This window comes from Oscillatoria sp. FACHB-1407 (genome assembly GCF_014697545.1).
Classification (GTDB): Bacteria; Cyanobacteriota; Cyanobacteriia; order Elainellales; family Elainellaceae; genus FACHB-1407.
The window spans coordinates 1-19124 of record NZ_JACJSA010000008.1; the positions used below are offsets into that span (position 1 = coordinate 1).

Genomic DNA, 19124 nt, shown 5'->3' on the forward strand with positions numbered 1-19124 from the left:
ATTCGTGACTGGAAACCTGCTCTCAATCGCTTCGCGATTGAATTCGGCGATCGCTTTCCAACTTGAGTTTTTACCCTTGACACAATCTATTTGACATACCCCTCAATTTCGGGGAATAGATACCCTAATAGACGCAATGGTATTGGGTCAAGACTTGAATCGGCTCCTTAATGAAACGCCCAATTCCCGCAAAACTCTCTATTTGGATGACTATCCAGCCGTCAATCCCCTGCTGGCTCTCCGGATGGCAGTCAATCAAGTTTTAGAAATTAACCAACTTCCAGGAGGTTTCCCTAGCATCAGTGCCGATGGACAGCTCATTGTCACCTTATCCTTCGATCGCACTACCACCACTATCTACGATCGAGTTGGCAACCGTCTTTTGCAGGGACCCTTTTTCAACTTCAGTGCTGATGGACAACTCATTGCCACCTCCTCCTCTGATAACACCACCAGCACTATCTACGATCGCACTGGCAACCTCATCCTCACCTTGCGGGGGGGCTTTCCCAGCATTAGTACCGATGGACAGCTGATTGTCACTACCTCCCCTGATGGCAACAGCACTATCTACGATCGCACTGGCAACCCCATCCTCACAGTGCAGGGGAGATCTCCTAGCTTTAGTGCCGATGGACAGCTGATTGTCACTACCTCCCCTGATGGCAACAGCACTGTCTACGATCGCACTGGCAACCCCATCCTCACAGTGCAAGGGGTCAATCCCAGATTCAGTGCCGATGGACAGCTAATTGTCACTGACTCCCCCGAACGCACCACCAGCACTATCTATGATCGCGCTGGCAATCGTCTTTTGCAGGGACCCTTTCCCAACTTCAGTTTGGATGGACAGCTGATTGTCACTACCTCCTCCGATGGCACCACCAGCATTGTCTACGATCGCACTAGCAACCGTACCCTCACCTTGCAGGGGGGCTATCCCAGATTTAGTGCGGATGGACAGCTGATTGGCACTACCTCCCCTGATGGCACCACCAGCACTATCTACGATCGCACTGGCAACCCCATCTTCACCTTGCAGGGGGGTGGTCCTAGCTTTAGTGCGGATGGACAGCTGATTGGCATTACCTCCCCCAACTTCAACAGCACTATCTACGATCGCACTGGTAACCCCATCTTCACCTTACCGGGAGGCTATCCCAGCATCAGTGCCGATCGACGGCTGATTGGCACTACCTCCCCTGACGAAAACAGTTACATCTACGAGCGTACTGGCAACAGCACCCTCACCCTACAGGGGGTCAATCCCAGATTCAGTGCCGATGGACAGTTGATTGTCACCGACTCCTCCGATGGCACCAGTTACATCTATGATCGCACTGATAATCGCACCCTCACCTTACAGAAGGGCTATTCCAGCATCAGTGCCGATGGACAACTGATTGTCACCTCTACCCTCGATAACACCACTAGCACTATCTACGATCGCACTGGCAATCCTATCCTCACCTTGCAAGGGGGCTATTCCAGAATCAGTGCTGATGGACAGCTGATTGTCACTTCCTCCGATGGCAACAGCACTATCTACGATCGCACTGGCAATCCTATCCTCACCTTGCAAGGGAGCAATCCCAGCATCAGTGCCGATGGACAGATAATAGGCACTACTTCCTCCGATGGCAACAGCACTGTCTACGATCACACTAGCAACCGCCTCCTTACCTTACCAGGGTCTAATCCCAGCATCAGTGCTGATGGACAGCTCATTGGCACCACCTCCTTCCCCGATGGCAACAGCACTATCTACGATCGCACTGGCAACCCCATCCTCACAGTGCAGGGGAAATCTCCTAGCTTCAGTGCCGATGGACAGCTGATTGGCACTACCTACTCCGATAACACCACCAGCACTATCTACAATCGCGCTGGCAACCCCATCCTCACCTTGCAAGGGGGCTATCCCAGACTTAGTGCCGATGGACAGTTCATTATCACCTCCCCCGATTTCATCACCAGCTATATCTACGATCGCGCTGGCAACCGTCTCTTTCAAGGAATCAATCCCAGCTTCAGTGCCGATGGGCAACTCATCGCGATTACCTCCTCCGATGGCACCACCAGCACGGTCTATGATCGCTCCTTCAAACCTGTTGCAGAATTTCCCGGTTCTAACCCGGTCTTTACTCCCGATGGTCGGTATCTCATCACCTCTGTCTCAGACAATCAAAGCCAGATGTGGCAAATCGATAATGGCTTAGATGACCTGCTAGCACGAGGTTGTAGCCTACTTCGCACCTACTTCAACACCTACCCAGAAGCCCTAGAGCAACTACCCGTCTGCCAAACCTCAACCCCAAATCGCCCCTCCTCATAGCCTCCGTACGGGCACAGCATTTGGCAGAGCTATCCTTGCACCACTCCCCAGTTCCTCGCCCAAATACTACGCCCTCCAAATCGTCCCCAAGCGTGCGGCTTCGCCGTTACCGCAAGGGTCGCCCCTCCTCATCCCCTCTTCTCCAGAAACACCCGCACTTGGCACCGATGCGAAGCGCGTCTTCGGGTAAACCGAAACACCTTCTGCTAGGGGCTTTGGCTTTACCAAGCTCAATCCAGCGGGGAGGCAGTGGCGTCCCCCAATCAGGGGTTTGGGGAAGAATTCCCCAATGCCTGGTTCTCCATCCTGTTTTGAGTGACATCCCCAATGGATATTTTGGAGCGAGTCCCCCAAATGCTCGGATTCTCAAAGTCCCCCAATTTTGGGGGATACAGGGGGCTAAAACGCTGAACCATACACCAACGCCCCCACATCACACACCATCACCACCGCATCCCCCGTATCAGGCGATCGCCCCAAACGTTTCTTAATCTCTGCCTTCTCCTCCACCTGAATCCCCCGGAGTGATAGGAACCAACGCGGAGCAGTCAAGTCTCCCAACAGTTTTGGATGTGGCGGCAGAGCCAGCGTAGCCCCATGCTCAGGGTCTAACATCTCTCTCAGTTTCCAATACGCCTCAGCTCGCTTATTCACAAAGCCAAATTGACCGCTACGGGTTCTGAGAGCCGATGCTGTAGAACCATTAAAGGCGTAGGGCTGATGACCTAACCCCTTCAAATGGTCATGACAAGAAGACCCCCAACCTATGACATCGATGCTCATCCGAGCATTACCCTGTCGATGCTGTAAAAGCTTACTAGCAGCGGTTGCCCCATCTGGTGTGTCTTTGCCGGGATAACCCCACAGAAACACATTATCCCCGTGTCTGGTGGCAATCACTGTCTCATCCGTTCCACCTCTGGCAATGTCACCCGCGATCGCATCCTGAAGAATGTTGCGGATTGTGGGCATCGTCTCGTTAGTCCTGGTAGGGTCATACCCCGCGCCCCACCGTTGCCGCCATCGGTCTTGAGCCAGTTCTACCCATGCCGTAGGAATCACCTGATACGGGTCATCCTGCATGGATGAGGCGAAGTCTGTTAATGCCGCCAGCTCTGGAGGCAGATTGGCTAACAGGCGATCATACCCCGTCGCCATCAGTAGAGCGTTGTCAGAGGTTTTTGACAGGATAAAGCATCGACTCATAGGGGTGATGCCCTGCTGCGGTTCAGGTCCGTCCACCTCATCGCGCCCGATGTAATACCTCACCTCCCCACTCATGGCAGGTCTAGGATGTTTCTTGTCCAACCACGGAGCCAGATAAGAAATGATCCATCTCTGCTCTGGAGAAGTCGGAGGGTTGAAGCTACAGACCGTGCGGCACCGTTGCCCCGGTTCTGCTGTACGGTTCCAAGTCTTGATGTAGGTGTATTGCGTTTCTAGAAACTGATTCACCTCGTCAAATGCCTTCAGGTCATGCGCTTGACCCTGGTATTTATATTTGCTGCTCTCATCCTTACAGCCGCCCAATTGGATGTAGCGACCATTCACCCTAAACTCATTCGTTGGGACACGCCCCGTAATCTCAGCCAGTCTCACCTTGATCGCCGCCAGGTCGAGCGCACGACGACGCAGAATCAGCGATCGCCTATGTTGGGTCAGAGCCAGTCCCAGGATGAGATCTGATTTACCACCGCCAGGACTACCCCCATAAAACAGTTCATCCGCAGGACAGTGATACGCCAACGACTGAGAACCCGGCTGAGGTTGCCACTCCAACGTGACCTTAGCTGGAAACAGTTCATCCAACTCACGCAATTTACGCTGAATTCTCTTCAGACCTGACGGCATTCGTGTACCACTTCCTCTTCGACCAAAAGAGTAGACACACTATCGGTTAAGACTTGGATCAACTCCTTCTAGATAGTTGTGGAGAACCCGATGTGCAGACTTGTGATCTCCTTTTGGAGTTAAGTTACACATCCACCAAATCAATTTACTTTGATAGCATCTTGGTCTATCGGTAGCAACTAATCGAGCGAGATGTTCGCAGTTCCAGCCAGTTAGTGTGTATTCCCAATCTTTGAAAACATATAAAGCATGTTTGAGCCTTTCAATAGTTTGCTTTGGCTCAAACACTATGTGGTCTACGTTGATCACAAACTTGGCATCTAATTTTGAAAATGGACGCAAGCCACGACCTGTATCAAAAATATGTGTATCTGACAGTCCTATCCCATAGTGCCAAAACGGATCGAGAGGATTCTGCCAATTGAGTAAGGAACCATATCGACGACTGGATGAGTCAGCAAAACGGTCTACCGCTTCTATTCGTTGTTCAATTTCTTCTTGAGAGAGTGACATAAAACGACAAAGGCAGTGGGGGACTTAGATCATGAAGACATGACCGCAAGAGGGGCAACGTGTAAATTTAGTAATTCCCAAGCTTGCTATTGTTCCACCGATAATTGCTCCTGGTACAGTTCCAGCAATTGCTCCTAACGGTCCCATTGCTATTCCGACACCTGGCCCAAAGTAAGCTCCTACTGCTGCACCTGCTGCTGCCGCTCCAGTGGTAACAAGATGGTTGCTTGCTTCAAACTGGTTGCTGCATCTTGAACATACTACTTGTGCCATATTGCCCTCAGAAATTAGATACTTCATGTCTAATTTCTCTTTTCGTAATCTTTTCGATCCGTCCGAAAGACAAATATTACTTTTTCAAGGTTGCGTCGGTTAGGTTCGGTATCTTAAATCCTGGTATTCCGTACAGCGATCGCCCCAACCTGCTTCCAAAATTCACCACCAGAGACACCCGCACTTGGCACCCGTAAGCGCGTGACAACCACCCCACTCACACCTGATCGGAGGGGGTCTGGGGGACGCGCCTCGTCCTCCAGCAAGGGGGTTTGGGGGAAAGCTTCCCCCAAGTGCTCGAATTCCTCATCAACATCCGCACTTGGTACAGATGCGAAGCGCGTTCTTGATTGACCGATAAGACCTTCTGTTATGGGCTTGAAAGCTTCTACAGCTAGAATCCGACCACAAGAAGAAATCATTAAGCCTGCCAATATATTTTTCTTTCTCAGTAATATAGCTATATAGCTATCAAACGATTTTTTACCCAGGCTTTTAGGTGACCAAAAAACAAAAGCTACCTGAATCCAGCGATCGCCTCAAGCTCGAATGCGTGGCTCTCAACTAAAACACAACCCCTCAAACACCATAGACCGCGTTCTGCCATGACCTGCAATTCTTGATCACCAGAAATTGCAGACATGGTCCGACCCAACGTTTCCACGAGGATTAAATATGGTAACGACCACTCCTGCTGCCGATCACGTTTCCACCGGAACAATTCCCTCACTGACCTGGATCGATCAATTCGGAAGCTTACTCTCCGACGGTGCAACCAGCGTTGCCGTAGATGTCGCAGGCAATGTTTACATAGCCGGTTATAGCGAAGGTGAGTATGACCCTCGCAGACCCAGACCTACCCTCTACTACAACAACGACCTGTTCATCGTAAAGTACGACCGCAACGGTAATGAACTGTGGAGACAGGAACTGGGACACCTCAACTTAAGTGATCAAGCCAACGCGATCGCCGTTGATGGATTTGGCAACATCTACATCACAGGCTCAACCAATGACGCCTTACTAGGGTCTGGTGGAACCTCAGATGTCTTCCTGAAAAAGCTCAGCACGAACGGTAACATCCTCTGGGAAAAACAATTTGGTAGTTCTCGCAATGACACTGCCCGAGGCGTTGCAATCGATGCCACTGGCAACATCTACGTCACCGGAGAATTCGCAGGATACGGTAGCTTTAACCTGGGAAACGATAACGGCTTCCTGGCAAAATACGACCGCAATGGCAATCAACTCTGGGTACGAGAGACAGGCTTACCCAATAGCGATATTGCCTATGATGTTGCAGTTGATGCGGCTGGCAACATCTACATTGCAGGCACAACAGGTGGCTCACTGCAAGGCACCACAGTTGGCTTTACAGACGCTTTTTTGATGAAGTATGACAGTGCAGGCAACGCTCTATGGCAGCAAAACTATGGAGGGAGTTACTCTGATGGTGCTCAAGGGGTTGCTATAGACTCTGCTGGAAATGCCTACATCACGGGGTATTCCCAATCTGGCATTGGACAGCCTAAAAACAGTTTCGTAGCCAAATACCGCAACGACGGTACTTTACTGTGGGCGAATACCTACAACTACTCAACCTCAAACGATCAGGCAACCGATATCGCAATTGATGCCACTGACAACATCTACGTCACAGGTCAGGCGTTCTACACCATCAGCGGTCTGCAAGGTGGCGATGATGATGTCTTTCTCTTCAGGCTTGACCGAGATGGAAACTGGCTGGGTGACCACATTTTGGCAGCCCTGGGGACAGACCAACCCGGAAAACTAACAACCGATGTCTCTGGTAATGTCTACATTGCAGGCTACACCGAAGGAATATTCGGGGACGCCAGCGAAGGATACAACGATGCCTTTATCATCAAATTTGGTGCTAATCCCCTTCCAGTTAATCAGCTTCCATCCGAAGTTAATTCAACCCCTGGAGGTTCCTCCAATCCCATCCGGGGAAGTCGCAAACCCGAACGACTAAGCGGTACTGCTGACAACGACACCATTCTGGGTTTTGGTGGCAATGATCAACTGTTAGGAAATGCTGGAGACGATATTCTCAATGGTGGCGATGGCAACGATATCCTCCAGGGTGGAGCAGGTAACGATTATCTGAATGGTGGTAAAGGCAATAACCGGCTAACAGGTAACACAGGAAAAGATACATTTACCTTGACCAAAGATCGAAGGGCAGTAGATACCATTCAAGGCTTTCGCAACGGTGAAGACCAGTTTGACTTACCCCGTGGTGTCAGTTTTAGAGCGTTAGAGATTGTTCAAACAGGTAATCGCGTCACGCTCAGCTTCGGTAATGACATCCTAGCCACCGTAACAGGCATAAGAGCGAATCAGATTAACGCGAGTGACTTCGTTTAGAAAATGGGGGGGCGATCGCCCACTACTCACCCCCCTGCTGCCGTTGTTGAATCGCCGCCTGAATCACAAACACATCATTCAACGTCGCGATCGCCCCCGTTATCGCCTTCACCATATCAGGATTAGTCGTATCCCCCGTCCGTGCAGCACTGGCAATAAACCCGATCGCCAACTCCAACGAGTTTGGAATCTCCCCCACCCACTGACTTAATTTCTCGTTTGCCATCCTCCGAAACTCCCGCTGTAACTCCTCATCCACCTTCAGACGCGATCGCCATTGTTCGATCGTGCGGATGCTCACCCCAAATTCTATGGATACCTGCTTATCTGTTTTCAGTGTCGCCTCTACCAGAGCAGACGCAGCACGGACAACATTAAATCGTTTTGGCATCTACTCATACCTGTCTCCCAATGGCACTAATCAATAAGGCTTCATGCTTTGTCAGGCGATCGCCCAACTCATCCACCTGATCCACCAAATCACGCAGCACTAAATTAGACTGCTCCTGATTCTTCAGGATATGTGCCAGCTCTCTTTCCCGTGCATACTGCGATCGCGCCAATGAACGATACCAGGCAAGCGCACCCGCGAGGGATGAAATCAAACCCACTAACAAACCAACATCCACACCAGCCATAATCACTCCTCACCTCGTACAGGCGCGATTTATCGCGTCTCTCTCTATATCCACTATCTCCAAATCCAGAGCTAAAGAGGATTAGCGATTCAGCGGCATATATGACCGGGAAACCATGAAGATTAAACGCTTTATTTGTGAAGGTCGGGAAAACTGCGAAGTACTCGTTGTTCTGGGGATAAGGACAATATGCCGACGGGCAATCTGTTCAAACAGTTCTGAACGGGTTAGACCATGCGCTTTAGCCAGGGAGTCTAGCATCGTGCGACCTGTCCGAGTCATCACGACTACCACTTGTTCTGTCTTCGTCTCGTTGTATATTTCCCCCACCCCACGAGTGGAGGTGATACCCTTTTTGCCCATTCAAGCTACAACAACTGCTACTCTCAACACCTTCCTATCTGCAAGCTTATCCCAATTCCCAAAAGTAGACGGTAGGGGCGTTTCGCGAAACGCCCTGACAAGAGCTTTTATGCATAGCTCAAATTTAGAGAAACGATATAAGCGATCGCTCCCAAGTCCTCCCCACCCGCCACATGTACAAGCTCATACCAACCAATTGAGTCAAACCAAGTTGCAAGGGGGCACTTCTATCTACTGTTTCTATTAAGAGATCGCAACATAACCTTATCTAAATTAGATAAGCAGAGCTAAATTCTAGAGAGCATTAGTTCAAATGTATTTCCTCTTGCTCATGAAACCTCCTTTTGCTGCTCACACCCCTTCAAAAGATTCAGATACATGGCATGAGTTAAAATTCCACCTCAATAAGGTTGCAGCTTTAACCAAGCGATTTGCAGAGAAGTTTGGAGCAGGTGAGCTAGGACACTATGCTGGACTATGGCATGACTTAGGCAAATACAACCCCGCTTTTCAGAGATATTTAGAGCAGTGCAACGCAGCATCTCAAACAGGAGATGCAGAACCGCGCGATCGCGTCCCTCATGCAATCTATGGGGCAATTTTGGCAGATGAGATTTGTCCTACGGTTGCACCCTTAATCTACGGACATCATGCTGGACTACCTAATTACTCAGACCTCGACAGCATTCTGGGTAACTTTTTAGAAGAATCTAGAAACGAGGCAAACTATCAAAGAGTTTTAAATCTGGCAAGCCACGAGATAGAGACTGACCCAAAACAAAATTTTGAAACTCATCTTGAATCCCTAGGTGATGATAGTTTTGCCCGGGAGGTTTTTGACCGCCTACTATTTTCCTGTCTCATTGATGCCGATCGCTTAGACACTGAAGCATTTGACAATCCTGAACAAGCTGATATACGAAAAATTGAACGCCCTCAACTTCAGCAACTTTGGCAAACTTTTGACCGCAAACAGCAGGAGTTCATTAAGGAGAAGGAAACTCAAAACATCAATTCATCAGTATTTCAAGTTCGGCAGGAAGTTTATACTCACTGCTTGCGATCGGCTCTACAGGAACCGGGAATTTTTCGATTAACAGTACCGACAGGCGGTGGCAAAACGCTGAGTGGATTAGGATTTGCCCTTAAACATGCAACTCATCACAACGAGACAAAATCTGAATTGGAGATCAACTTTGAGCGAATCATTGTAGCAGTGCCTTACACCAGCATTATTGAGCAAACTATCAAGGTGTATCGGAGTGTGTTTAAAGAACAATTTGGTGAGAACTCTGTACTAGAACATCACAGTGCAGTGAGGTCAGATTTACAAGCGGAGCAACAACCAAATGAGGAGAAGCAAGAAGAACTTGATGAAAGTGCAAAACGTGCCCAAAGGCAAGCTCGATTAGCCACTCAAAATTGGGATGCCCCTCTAATCGTGACAACAACGGTGCAATTATTTGAGAGTTTGTTCTCTCATCGCACCAGTAAATGCCGCAAATTACACAACATTGTTGGTAGCGTCATCATTTTGGATGAGGTGCAAACACTACCGATCGCCCTGCGAATTCCAATTTGCAGCATGTTGCAGGAACTGGTCAAACGTTACCATGTGTCTGTTGTTCTTTGTACCGCAACTCAACCTGTGTTGGAGGGTAACAATGGCTATTTCCAGGGATTTGACTCCAGTTTGATATACGATGTTATCCCACGAGAAGATGTTACAGAACATTTCAAACAGTTGAGGCGAGTAACCTACAACCTGTCATCAATTCAAACTAAAACACGGTGGTCGTGGACAGATCTAGCCAGTAAGTTAAGTACTCATGAGCAAGCCCTAGTTGTGTTAAACACTCGTAAAGATGCGCTGAGGGTTCTAGATGCACTCCACGTTCAAACTCCAGACACCCTTGATTCCTCCTGGATTGAAGATAAAGTCAATCTCACACTTCAACACTGCCCCATATTGCATCTTTCAACTTTGTTATGTGGTGCTCATCGGCAAACTGTGTTAGACGAGATTCGCGATCGCCTTAGGCAAAATAAGCACTGCCTTCTGGTTTCAACTCAGGTAGTTGAAGCTGGGGTAGACCTCGATTTTCCAGCCGTTTACCGTGCATTAGGTCCTTTAGATCGAATTGTTCAAGCAGCTGGACGTTGTAATCGTGAAGGCAGGTTAGAAGTCGATGGTGTAAAATTTGCTGGGCAGGTGACTGTTTTTGAATTAGAGGAAGGTAGTATTCCCAAAAAAGGTAGCGAATATGCTAAGGCAACTGAGATAACTAATAGCCTACTGCAACAAGCCACAGCTGAAGATCTCCATGACCCAACAATCTTTCAGGCTTATGGACGCAGCCTTTACCAAATTGAGCATCCTGATAAACACAAAATTCAGGACGATCGCGCTGAACAAAACTATCGAAAAGTTTCTGAGAAGTTCAAGCTGATTGAAGACGAAACAATCCCAGTAGTCATACGTTACAACCAAGCTGTGCAAGAATTGCTCGATGAAATTCGCGATCGCGGATTGCTGTCCAGCGATCACCGTGCTCTCCAACCCTATGTTGTCAGTCTCCGCCAGTGGGAATTTCAGAAGCATCGCAACAGTATCCTAGAATGGCAACCTAACTTCTATGTTTGGGACCACGATAAAAGCTACGACCCCATTCGAGGATTACCGTTAATGGGCGATCCAAGTGATGCTATTTTGCTACCTGTCGAGCTACTCACAAGTTTTTAATGGGTTTGAGGCAGTGATACAGTTAAATAGCATTGCCTCTTAAGGCAGTGAGGATTGGAACATCTCAACGTTAGCTGACAGTGTACTTTGTCAAGTTAAAGAGGACGGGGGATACGACCGATTGCGGTACGGTCTCCCATGTTTTATCTACCACTGACACAGAGTACAAGACTGATACCATGTACTATTCTTGCGGCTCCAGTGTTCCAATCTTCATCTCAATGTTGCTGAATTGTCTTATCAAGTAAAAATGAAATTGACATCTTTCTCTGAAGAAAGCTATAAAAAAAGAGGGAGCAACGATCTCTTACGAGACGACCCCCTTTCGTAAATATTATTCTTCCTCAATTGAACCATGAAAACCGCGCTACTGCCAACTCTGGACAACTCCAACGGGAATACTCAATCGCTGCTTGTTTATCGTCAAGGAAGTTGGTGTCCTAATCCTGAGCTCTTACCTCAAATTGGTCAAGTTACCAAAACCTACACAACCAAACAGGTGCAGGACTTATTAAACCTGCCCAATCCAGCACCCTTATACGCTGCCAAAAAGACGGGGTTGCCCTACCTACACCCAGTAGCAGATATAGAGTCAAATTGTGTTGCTGTTGCAGCAATCAAGCGGAATACCTGGATCGTTTCCAATCCTTTTAACCTCAATTTCTGCTAGCGCAAATTACTTTGTAGGGAAGTTGAAGGAGGTTAGGGCATAGGCACTGACCTCCTATCAAACCCTTCTTTGTCGATCTTTACCTATTCATCAATTATGTCTAATGATTCCTTACTCAGTTTGAGGGTGAGGGGCGATTTTGCCTTATTTACCCGCCCAGAGTTTTCGGCTGAAAGGGTTACCTATGATGTCCCCACACCCAGCGCAATGCGAGGCGTGTTGGAGGCAGTGTTCTTTAAACCTGAGATATGTTGGGTTGTTCATGAGATCCATGTCCTAAACTCAATCCGCTACTTCTCGTTGTTGCGAAATGAAGTGAATTCTCACCAGAATGAACGCACCGCTCGCACTTGGGAGAACAGTGGGACAGGTGGTTATTACGCTGATGAAGATCGTTCGCAACGTCATGCCCTATGCCTGCGTAATGTGGATTACTTAATCAAAGCCGAGATTCGGCTCAAGCCTCATGCGGACGCTCACCCCGCTAAATATCGCGATCAGTTCCGACGACGGGTTGCTAGAGGGCAGTGTTATTACCAGCCCTACTTAGGGACGCGTGAGTTCAGTGCCTTCTTCAGCGAACCCGACGGCACTGAAACCCCCATTGACGATTCCCGTGATCTGGGATTGATGTTGTTCGACATGGAAATCACCGAGGCAACAGATGGTTCAATGCTGTATCTCAGTCACAGTGTTAACGGTGCCAGAGTTACAAAAGGCAATGCTCAACCGAAATTTTTCCCAGCTCAACTACAGCAAGGCATTCTCAAAGTACCAACGCAGTTGTATCAGCGAGGAGAAGTCTTATGCTCCTAAAGCAGCTGTATGACCTGTCTCAACGCCCAGACATTAAAGCAAAATTGCCAATTGAAGGATATAACCTGGTTCCAGTAAAGTGGTTGGTTCATATTGACCTCGAAGGTAACTTCATCCGGTTTCAGGAGTTGGGCGATCGCGAAAAACGCATGGTTCCCGATTGTAAACGTTCATCGGGCATTAAACCCAAACTCTTAGCAGATAAAGGGGACTATGTGTTTGGCTATGCCGAAGCTGATGCACCTGCTGACAAAGTGGCAGAACGACATCGGCAGTTTAAAGCTTTAGTGCAGCAATGTGCTGAAGTGACACAAAATCCCAATGTTCTTGCAGTAGCTCGGTTTTTGGCAAAGTGGAACCCCGCTATAGATAATGCCAAATTAGTGGAGCAGAAGATTGAACCATCACAAGTGTTGACCTTTTGTGTGAACCATCTAAACCATCCTGATTTTGATACGGTCATTCCCGCAGATGCTCAAGCTGGAGACGCTCAAGCTGGTTTATCAACCGTGCAAAGCTTTTGGTCAAGTCAATTAACTGGCGAGGATTCTGATTCAGACCAGCGTGCAGTCATGACTTGTCTAGTGCTCGGTAATGACCCGCGCCCAGTTGAGGAACGGCTACCTATCTCAATCAAAGGCATTCCTAATGGACAAACTTCAGGAACGGCACTAGTTTCTGCAAACGCGGCACCCTTCACATCCTACGGTCTGAAGAACTCTCTTACATCGCCTATTTGTCGAGAAGCGGGTGAAGGTTTTGGGAAAGCGTTGAATTATTTACTAGCAACAGAAGACTCTAGATTTATCTTGAATAATGACGTTGCATATGTTTTTTGGACGCAGCATACCACACGCTTTCGAGCAGCAACATACAAAAATGACCAACCAAGTAAAATTCGCAATGTTTTAGTTAAAGCAATCAAAGGCGAAAAACGATTAGCACGGCTACAGGCAAATCGTTTTTATGCAGCCGCGTTAACTGCTAGTGGCGCACGAGTAGTCGTGCGGGATTGGATTGATACGACTTTGCACAATGCAATTGTCAACTTAGTTAATTGGTTTGACGCTCAAGATTTGGTTGATTCTTTTGGTGAGATTGATGACCAGCGGCGCTACTTGAGCATTTATCGGTTATCCCGTTGTCTATACCGCGACCCTAGTAAAGAAGACATTGCCCGCATCACTACTCGCTTAATGCACGTTGCGATTGCAGGTGGCACACTCACCCATGAAATGTTAGTACAACTCGTCAAACGCAATCGTGCTGAGAGAGAAGTGACGCGCGATCGTGCGGCTCTAATCAAGCTGATTCTTACTACTCAACTGAAAACTCCAGAGGAGAACCCAATGGCTGACATGCATTGTCTTAACCCAGACCCTCAATTCAAAAATCCACTCGACCGAGCAGCTTACCATTGTGGGCGATTACTAGCTCAATTGGAGCAAGTTCAATCTCAGGCATTGGGACGGGACGTGAACGCCACTTTAATTGATCGTTTTTATGGAGCAGCTTCTGCTACGCCAGGAAAAGTTTTAGGAAAACTGGTCGAAGATGCTCAACCTCATCTGGCACGTATTCGCAAGGATAGACGGGGAACCTACGAAGCTCTCCAGCAAAAGTTAGAAGACATATTGTGCAACATTTCTCCTGAATCTGGATTATTTCCCAATTCATTGAATAGTCAACAACAAAGCATTTTTGCCCTCGGTTACTATCATCAGCGTGCTCAAAATCGCAAAGATGCTAAGGATGGAGCAACAACTAGGAAGCAAGCTCAAACCGAATCTGATGACACTTTCGAGACCAATCCAGAATAATTTCTGATGCGTTTTTTCATCACTACAACTCTCATCGAATTTGGAGAATTTCATGACTTTGCATACCAATCCTGAGCTACGGCATGACTTCGTGTTGATCTTTGATGTAACAAATGGCAACCCAAATGGTGATCCGGATGGAGGCAACTTACCTCGCACCGATCCAGAAACGATGCGGGGTTTAGTTACGGATGTGTGTCTGAAACGGAAGGTCCGTAATTATGTGGATATCTTATATGGTGAACATGAGACTACCAAGATCTACGTACAAGATCATGGGATTGCATTAAATGAGATGAATGCTCGTGCATACAAAGCTTTGGGCATTAAATCGACTGGCACTAAGCAAAAACGTGAGGATGTCAACAGTGCTCGTGACTGGATGTGCCAAAACTTCTTTGACGTGCGAATGTTTGGTGCAGTGATGAGTACAGGAGTGAATTGTGGACAGGTACGCGGTCCTGTACAACTCACGTTCTCTCGCTCTATTGATGCGATTATGCCCTTAGATGTCACTATCACTCGTCTGGCAATTACTGACCCCAAAGATGCAGAAGTAGTAATTGGCGAGGATGAGAAGGCAAAATCAGGTGGAAAAACCTCTACGATGGGGCGTAAAGCGATTGTGCCTTACGCACTGTATGTAGGCTATGGTTTCTACTCCCCTCACCTGGCAGCCCAAACAGGAGTCACCGAAAAAGACTTAGAACTGTTTTGGGAAGCACTCGTCAAAATGTGGGAGTTCGATCGCTCTGCCAGTCGTGGCATGATGGCTCCCCGTGGATTGTATGTCTTCTCCCATGACAACAAACTCGGTCGCGCCCCAGCCCATAAACTCTTTGAACGCATCCAAATCCCACCCCTTCAAGAGCAGGGCATTGTTCCCCGGCAGTTCACAGATTACAGCGTTCAAGTAAACGAACAAGACCTACCCGATGGTGTCACCCTCACTCGCTTAATTGAGGGTTAACCGTGTGGAACTTGATGACTACGTTCTCATCAGTGCCCTCCAGCATCATGCCTATTGCCCTCGTCAGTGTGCGTTGATCCACGTCGAGCAAACCTTTGACGAAAATCTCTACACCTTGCGGGGGCATCGAGTTCACGAAACTGTCAATATTCCTGAATACGAGTTGATTGAAGGGGTCAGGGTTGAACGTGCCCTCCCCCTTTGGTCCCATCGATTGGGGTTAACAGGCATTGCGGATGTGGTGGAGTTTTATGTGGATGGCACTCCTTATCCCGTGGAATACAAATCCGGTCCACGCAAACCCCGTGAAGCAGACGAACTTCAACTATGTGCTCAGGCAATCTGTCTAGAAGAAATGACAGGTCACTCAGTGCCAACTGGAGCTATCTTTCACCACGCCTCCAGGCGACGGCGTGAGGTGCAGTTTGGTGATAAGTTGCGATCGCTTGTTGTCAAAACGACACAGCAAGTTCGAAGCTTACTCGCAACTGCCCAGCTCCCCCCACCTGTTGCAGATGAACGCTGTCCAGATTGCTCTCTCATCGAAACCTGTATGCCCTACGCCATCACAGCGTTTACCCGTGTAAGCCAAGCTAATGACCTATTTCGCATAGAGGGTGATGCATGAAACAACTCCTGAATACCCTCTACGTCCAAACTCAGGGCACCTATGTTCATCTTGACCACGATACGCTCAGGCTCGAAGTTGAACGCAGCACTAAATTTCAGATGCCTCTACACCACCTGGGAAGCATTGTCGTTTTTGGCAATGTTCTAGTCAGTCCATTTCTGATTCATCGCTGTGCCGATGATGGACGCGATCTCGTTTGGCTTTCTGAATACGGACGGTTTAGAGCAAGGTTATCCGGTTCAACCACTGGCAATGTGCTACTACGGCGATCGCAACACGCAGCACTCGATAATGCTGATTCCACTCTGCTCATTGCCCGTCATGTTGTGGCAGGCAAGCTGCAAAATGCTCGCAGTGTCCTAATGCGAGCGGCACGAGAAGCCAACGATGAGGGTGATCGCGCCGCTTTGTCCAAAGCAGCTAAAGTTCATGCCGATGCAATTCGAGGCACAGAGCAAGCAGAAGACCTTGAAAAATTACGAGGTATCGAAGGGTACGCTGCTAAAGCTTACTTTGCCGCCTTTACCCCCATGATCCGCACGAATCGTACCGCATTTGCACTAACTGAGCGATCGCGCCGACCACCCCGCGATCCAATTAATGCACTGCTTTCGTTTGTTTACACGTTGCTCGTAGGGGAATGTATTGCAGCTTGTGAAGGGGTTGGATTAGACCCCCAAATGGGATTCCTTCATGCACTTCGCCCTGGTAGACCTGCACTGGCACTTGACCTGATGGAAGAACTGCGAAGTCCACTAGCCGACCGTTTAATCCTGACTCTAATTAATCGAGGGCAGATTAAGCCGGATGATTTTATCGAACGACCAGGCGGAGCAATTCATCTCACTGAAGACGCTCGAAAAGCCTTACTTAATGCTTACCAGAAACGAAAGCAGGAAGAAGTCTTACACCCTGTTGTTGGTTCTAAAACTCCATTAGGATTAATCGCTCATGTCCAAGCCCGTTTGCTAGCACGACACCTGCGAGGCGATCTACCGACTTATCAACCATTCGTTCAACGTTAGACTCTAATCCTTGTGAACATCCTTGTCGCCTACGATGTCAATACTGAAACTCCAGCAGGTAAACGTCGCTTGAGAAAAGTGGCTACCGTTTGCAAAAATTATGGTCAACGGGTTCAATTTTCAGTGTTTGAGTGCCAGCTTGATGAAGCTCAATACGAGGCATTTCAGGCACAGTTAGTTAAAATCATCGACCCAAAGCTTGATAACCTCCGCTTCTACAGACTGCCGAATCCAAGAGAGCAGCATATTAAGTGCTATGGCATAGATAAGTATGTCGATTACAATGACACCCTCATTGTTTAAGTTCAGCGCGAACCTAGAGCAACGTTTAAAAAGCTGTGAGGTTCGCGCACTCGTTCTATCAAGGGTTTTAGAGATTTTGATGGGGATACAACAGATAACAGCAGTGCGATCGCTCAAAGGTTCGCGTTACTGGCACCCGAATCCCTTACTGGATAAGGGTTTGCTATAATCGCCGTAGCGTTCAGCCTTCGGGCTGGACGAGGATTGGAACTCTTCCATTGCTGCCCAAAACTCAGGGTTTTCATTGCGTAGCGTTCAGCCTTCGGGCTGGACGAGGATTGGAACAATCCCTACTCTCACATCCAATGATGCAGGGTTGAGCGTAGCGTTCAGCCTTCGGGCTGGACGAGGATTGGAACTTGTTCAACCAGGCGATCGCGCAGAGCACGGGCTTGGTAGCGTTCAGCCTTCGGGCTGGACGAGGATTGGAACAGGGTCAAGTTCGGTTAGCAGTCGATAGGGCACAATGTAGCGTTCAGCCTTCGGGCTGGACGAGGATTGGAACTAGTAAGACCTGTCGGTACTGGCAAGAAACACTCTGTAGCGTTCAGCCTTCGGGCTGGACGAGGATTGGAACAGAGCCACTGGACGAGGTAGGCGCGTACATGGAAAGGTAGGTAGCGTTCAGCCTTCGGGCTGGACGAGGATTGGAACTTTAGAGGCACGTCAGGTACACCCAAGGACTCAATGTAGCGTTCAGCCTTCGGGCTGGACGAGGATTGGAACTTTGCAATCCTGGTAGCGCAATTGGACGCACTACTTGTAGCGTTCAGCCTTCGGGCTGGACGAGGATTGGAACTAGTAGCTGTGAGAAGTTGTAGCCCATTGACTGGAGTAGCGTTCAGCCTTCGGGCTGGACGAGGATTGGAACCCTTGCTCATAAAGCTGAACCAGATCCTGCCAGCAGGTAGCGTTCAGCCTTCGGGCTGGACGAGGATTGGAACTTGATAGAAGAGTTGCTCAAGCTAATGTGCAACCGTGTAGCGTTCAGCCTTCGGGCTGGACGAGGATTGGAACTCTTCAACAGGTGTGTCAGCGACAAATAACATCCCGTAGCGTTCAGCCTTCGGGCTGGACGAGGATTGGAACTTGAGCGATTCTCAGTTCGTTGCGTGCTGAATCAAGTAGCGTTCAGCCTTCGGGCTGGACGAGGATTGGAACCTCCTCATGGGCTTCGACGACCTGCGTGGGAGCAAGTAGCGTTCAGCCTTCGGGCTGGACGAGGATTGGAACTTGCCCCTTGCCTAGTTGTTGCTCTACTTCTTCCGTAGCGTTCAGCCTTCGGGCTGGACGAGGATTGGAACAGGTGAGTTGCTGCCAGGTTCCCAAGTTGCAAAGGTAGCGTTCAGCCTTCGGGCTGGACGAGGATTGGAACAGTCGGATGTGGCACGTCAAACCAGGAGCCAGGTCGTAGCGTTCAGCCTTCGGGCTGGACGAGGATTGGAACAATCATGATAAGACCTCGATGGCATTAAAAACAACCGTAGCGTTCAGCCTTCGGGCTGGACGAGGATTGGAACATCTGATAGGCACAACCTGCCTCCCCATTGCCCGGGTAGCGTTCAGCCTTCGGGCTGGACGAGGATTGGAACAGAGGTTTGTTTTCCTGTGTAGTCGTCGGGATCTGCGTAGCGTTCAGCCTTCGGGCTGGACGAGGATTGGAACTTCTTTGCGCTTGTCATGGCGTTAGACTCCCACCAAGTAGCGTTCAGCCTTCGGGCTGGACGAGGATTGGAACATGATCGCCGCTTCACTCGTTGCCCCAGTATCAGGTAGCGTTCA

16 protein-coding genes and 1 CRISPR repeat array (1 of these 17 running past the window's edge) are annotated in these 19124 nt (G+C 48.8%); of the genes, 10 read left to right on the forward strand and 6 right to left on the reverse strand.

Annotation, left to right across the window (positions count from 1 at the left end; genetic code table 11):
• The first annotated feature begins 136 nt into the window (after positions 1-136).
• On the forward strand, positions 137-2335 hold the full coding sequence (locus H6G89_RS14525) for a PD40 domain-containing protein (protein ID WP_190507486.1): 2199 nt from the start codon (positions 137-139) through the stop codon (positions 2333-2335).
• A 399-nt stretch (positions 2336-2734) separates the two neighbouring features.
• Here H6G89_RS14525 and H6G89_RS14530 read toward each other — a convergent pair whose 3' ends face one another.
• From H6G89_RS14530 to H6G89_RS35710, 4 genes are all read right to left on the reverse strand, one after another.
• Complete coding sequence (locus H6G89_RS14530; RefSeq protein ID WP_190507488.1) at positions 2735-4186, reverse strand: terminase; 1452 nt, start codon at positions 4184-4186, stop codon at positions 2735-2737.
• A gap of 39 nt (positions 4187-4225) precedes the next feature.
• Positions 4226-4699 (reverse strand): hypothetical protein, encoded by a 474-nt coding sequence (locus tag H6G89_RS14535; RefSeq protein ID WP_190507490.1) that lies wholly within the window; start codon positions 4697-4699, stop codon positions 4226-4228.
• 24 nt (positions 4700-4723) lie between these two features.
• Positions 4724-4999 carry a hypothetical protein gene (locus H6G89_RS14540; protein WP_190507492.1) on the reverse strand — a complete coding sequence of 92 codons (276 nt, stop codon included), beginning with the start codon at positions 4997-4999 and terminating at the stop codon, positions 4724-4726.
• 490 nt (positions 5000-5489) lie between these two features.
• A complete protein-coding gene (locus H6G89_RS35710) occupies positions 5490-5615 on the reverse strand; it encodes a hypothetical protein (protein ID WP_255519415.1) in 126 nt (41 codons plus the stop codon).
• Between the two features lie 32 nt (positions 5616-5647).
• On the opposite strand from H6G89_RS35710, the gene H6G89_RS14545 reads away from it, so the two are divergent.
• Positions 5648-7363, forward strand: a complete 1716-nt coding sequence (locus H6G89_RS14545) for an SBBP repeat-containing protein (RefSeq protein ID WP_190507494.1) — start codon at positions 5648-5650, stop codon at positions 7361-7363.
• A 22-nt stretch (positions 7364-7385) separates the two neighbouring features.
• On the opposite strand, the gene H6G89_RS14550 is transcribed toward H6G89_RS14545, so the two are convergent.
• On the reverse strand, positions 7386-7754 hold the full coding sequence (locus H6G89_RS14550; protein ID WP_190507495.1) for a helix-turn-helix domain-containing protein: 369 nt from the start codon (positions 7752-7754) through the stop codon (positions 7386-7388).
• 4 nt (positions 7755-7758) lie between these two features.
• A complete protein-coding gene (locus tag H6G89_RS14555) occupies positions 7759-8001 on the reverse strand; it encodes a hypothetical protein (RefSeq protein ID WP_190507497.1) in 243 nt (80 codons plus the stop codon).
• A 694-nt stretch (positions 8002-8695) separates the two neighbouring features.
• Between H6G89_RS14555 and cas3 the strand changes: the two genes are divergently transcribed.
• From cas3 to cas2, 8 genes are all read left to right on the forward strand, one after another.
• Positions 8696-11107: a CRISPR-associated helicase Cas3' gene (gene cas3, locus H6G89_RS14560; RefSeq protein ID WP_199336725.1), complete on the forward strand. Its 2412-nt coding sequence runs from the start codon at positions 8696-8698 to the stop codon at positions 11105-11107.
• A 355-nt stretch (positions 11108-11462) separates the two neighbouring features.
• A complete protein-coding gene (locus H6G89_RS14565) occupies positions 11463-11777 on the forward strand; it encodes a hypothetical protein (protein WP_190507499.1) in 315 nt (104 codons plus the stop codon).
• A 96-nt stretch (positions 11778-11873) separates the two neighbouring features.
• Positions 11874-12593 (forward strand): type I-C CRISPR-associated protein Cas5c, encoded by a 720-nt coding sequence (cas5c, locus tag H6G89_RS14570; protein WP_190507501.1) that lies wholly within the window; start codon positions 11874-11876, stop codon positions 12591-12593.
• A complete protein-coding gene (gene cas8c, locus H6G89_RS14575) occupies positions 12584-14413 on the forward strand; it encodes a type I-C CRISPR-associated protein Cas8c/Csd1 (protein ID WP_190507503.1) in 1830 nt (609 codons plus the stop codon). The genes cas5c and cas8c overlap by 10 nt, the downstream gene beginning before the upstream one ends.
• Positions 14414-14465: 52 nt before the next feature.
• Positions 14466-15383: a type I-C CRISPR-associated protein Cas7/Csd2 gene (gene cas7c, locus H6G89_RS14580; protein ID WP_190507505.1), complete on the forward strand. Its 918-nt coding sequence runs from the start codon at positions 14466-14468 to the stop codon at positions 15381-15383.
• A gap of 4 nt (positions 15384-15387) precedes the next feature.
• Positions 15388-16011, forward strand: coding sequence for a CRISPR-associated protein Cas4 (gene cas4, locus H6G89_RS14585; RefSeq protein ID WP_199336726.1), 624 nt, complete (start codon positions 15388-15390; stop codon positions 16009-16011).
• Positions 16008-17039, forward strand: coding sequence for a type I-C CRISPR-associated endonuclease Cas1c (gene cas1c / locus H6G89_RS14590; RefSeq protein ID WP_190507509.1), 1032 nt, complete (start codon positions 16008-16010; stop codon positions 17037-17039). Before cas4 ends, cas1c begins: the two co-directional genes overlap by 4 nt.
• A gap of 12 nt (positions 17040-17051) precedes the next feature.
• Complete coding sequence (gene cas2 / locus H6G89_RS14595; protein ID WP_190507516.1) at positions 17052-17342, forward strand: CRISPR-associated endonuclease Cas2; 291 nt, start codon at positions 17052-17054, stop codon at positions 17340-17342.
• A 174-nt stretch (positions 17343-17516) separates the two neighbouring features.
• Positions 17517-19124: a CRISPR direct-repeat array (repeat unit 37 nt; unit sequence GTAGCGTTCAGCCTTCGGGCTGGACGAGGATTGGAAC); it runs 2195 nt beyond the window's last position.

Bases quoted from the DNA above. Each gene is read 5' to 3' on its own strand.
- H6G89_RS14540 (WP_190507492.1), bottom strand. From the start codon at position 4,999: ATGAAGTATCTAATTTCTGAGGGCAATATGGCACAAGTAGTATGTTCA.
- H6G89_RS14565 (WP_190507499.1), top strand. From the start codon at position 11,463: ATGAAAACCGCGCTACTGCCAACTCTGGACAACTCCAACGGGAATACT.
- H6G89_RS14525 (WP_190507486.1), top strand. From the start codon at position 137: ATGGTATTGGGTCAAGACTTGAATCGGCTCCTTAATGAAACGCCCAAT.
- H6G89_RS35710 (WP_255519415.1), bottom strand. From the start codon at position 5,615: ATGTCTGCAATTTCTGGTGATCAAGAATTGCAGGTCATGGCAGAACGC.
- H6G89_RS14535 (WP_190507490.1), bottom strand. From the start codon at position 4,699: ATGTCACTCTCTCAAGAAGAAATTGAACAACGAATAGAAGCGGTAGAC.
- H6G89_RS14550 (WP_190507495.1), bottom strand. From the start codon at position 7,754: ATGCCAAAACGATTTAATGTTGTCCGTGCTGCGTCTGCTCTGGTAGAG.
- cas7c (WP_190507505.1), top strand. From the start codon at position 14,466: ATGACTTTGCATACCAATCCTGAGCTACGGCATGACTTCGTGTTGATC.
- cas5c (WP_190507501.1), top strand. From the start codon at position 11,874: ATGTCTAATGATTCCTTACTCAGTTTGAGGGTGAGGGGCGATTTTGCC.
- cas1c (WP_190507509.1), top strand. From the start codon at position 16,008: ATGAAACAACTCCTGAATACCCTCTACGTCCAAACTCAGGGCACCTAT.
- cas3 (WP_199336725.1), top strand. From the start codon at position 8,696: ATGAAACCTCCTTTTGCTGCTCACACCCCTTCAAAAGATTCAGATACA.
- cas8c (WP_190507503.1), top strand. From the start codon at position 12,584: ATGCTCCTAAAGCAGCTGTATGACCTGTCTCAACGCCCAGACATTAAA.
- H6G89_RS14530 (WP_190507488.1), bottom strand. From the start codon at position 4,186: ATGCCGTCAGGTCTGAAGAGAATTCAGCGTAAATTGCGTGAGTTGGAT.
- H6G89_RS14555 (WP_190507497.1), bottom strand. From the start codon at position 8,001: ATGGCTGGTGTGGATGTTGGTTTGTTAGTGGGTTTGATTTCATCCCTC.
- H6G89_RS14545 (WP_190507494.1), top strand. From the start codon at position 5,648: ATGGTAACGACCACTCCTGCTGCCGATCACGTTTCCACCGGAACAATT.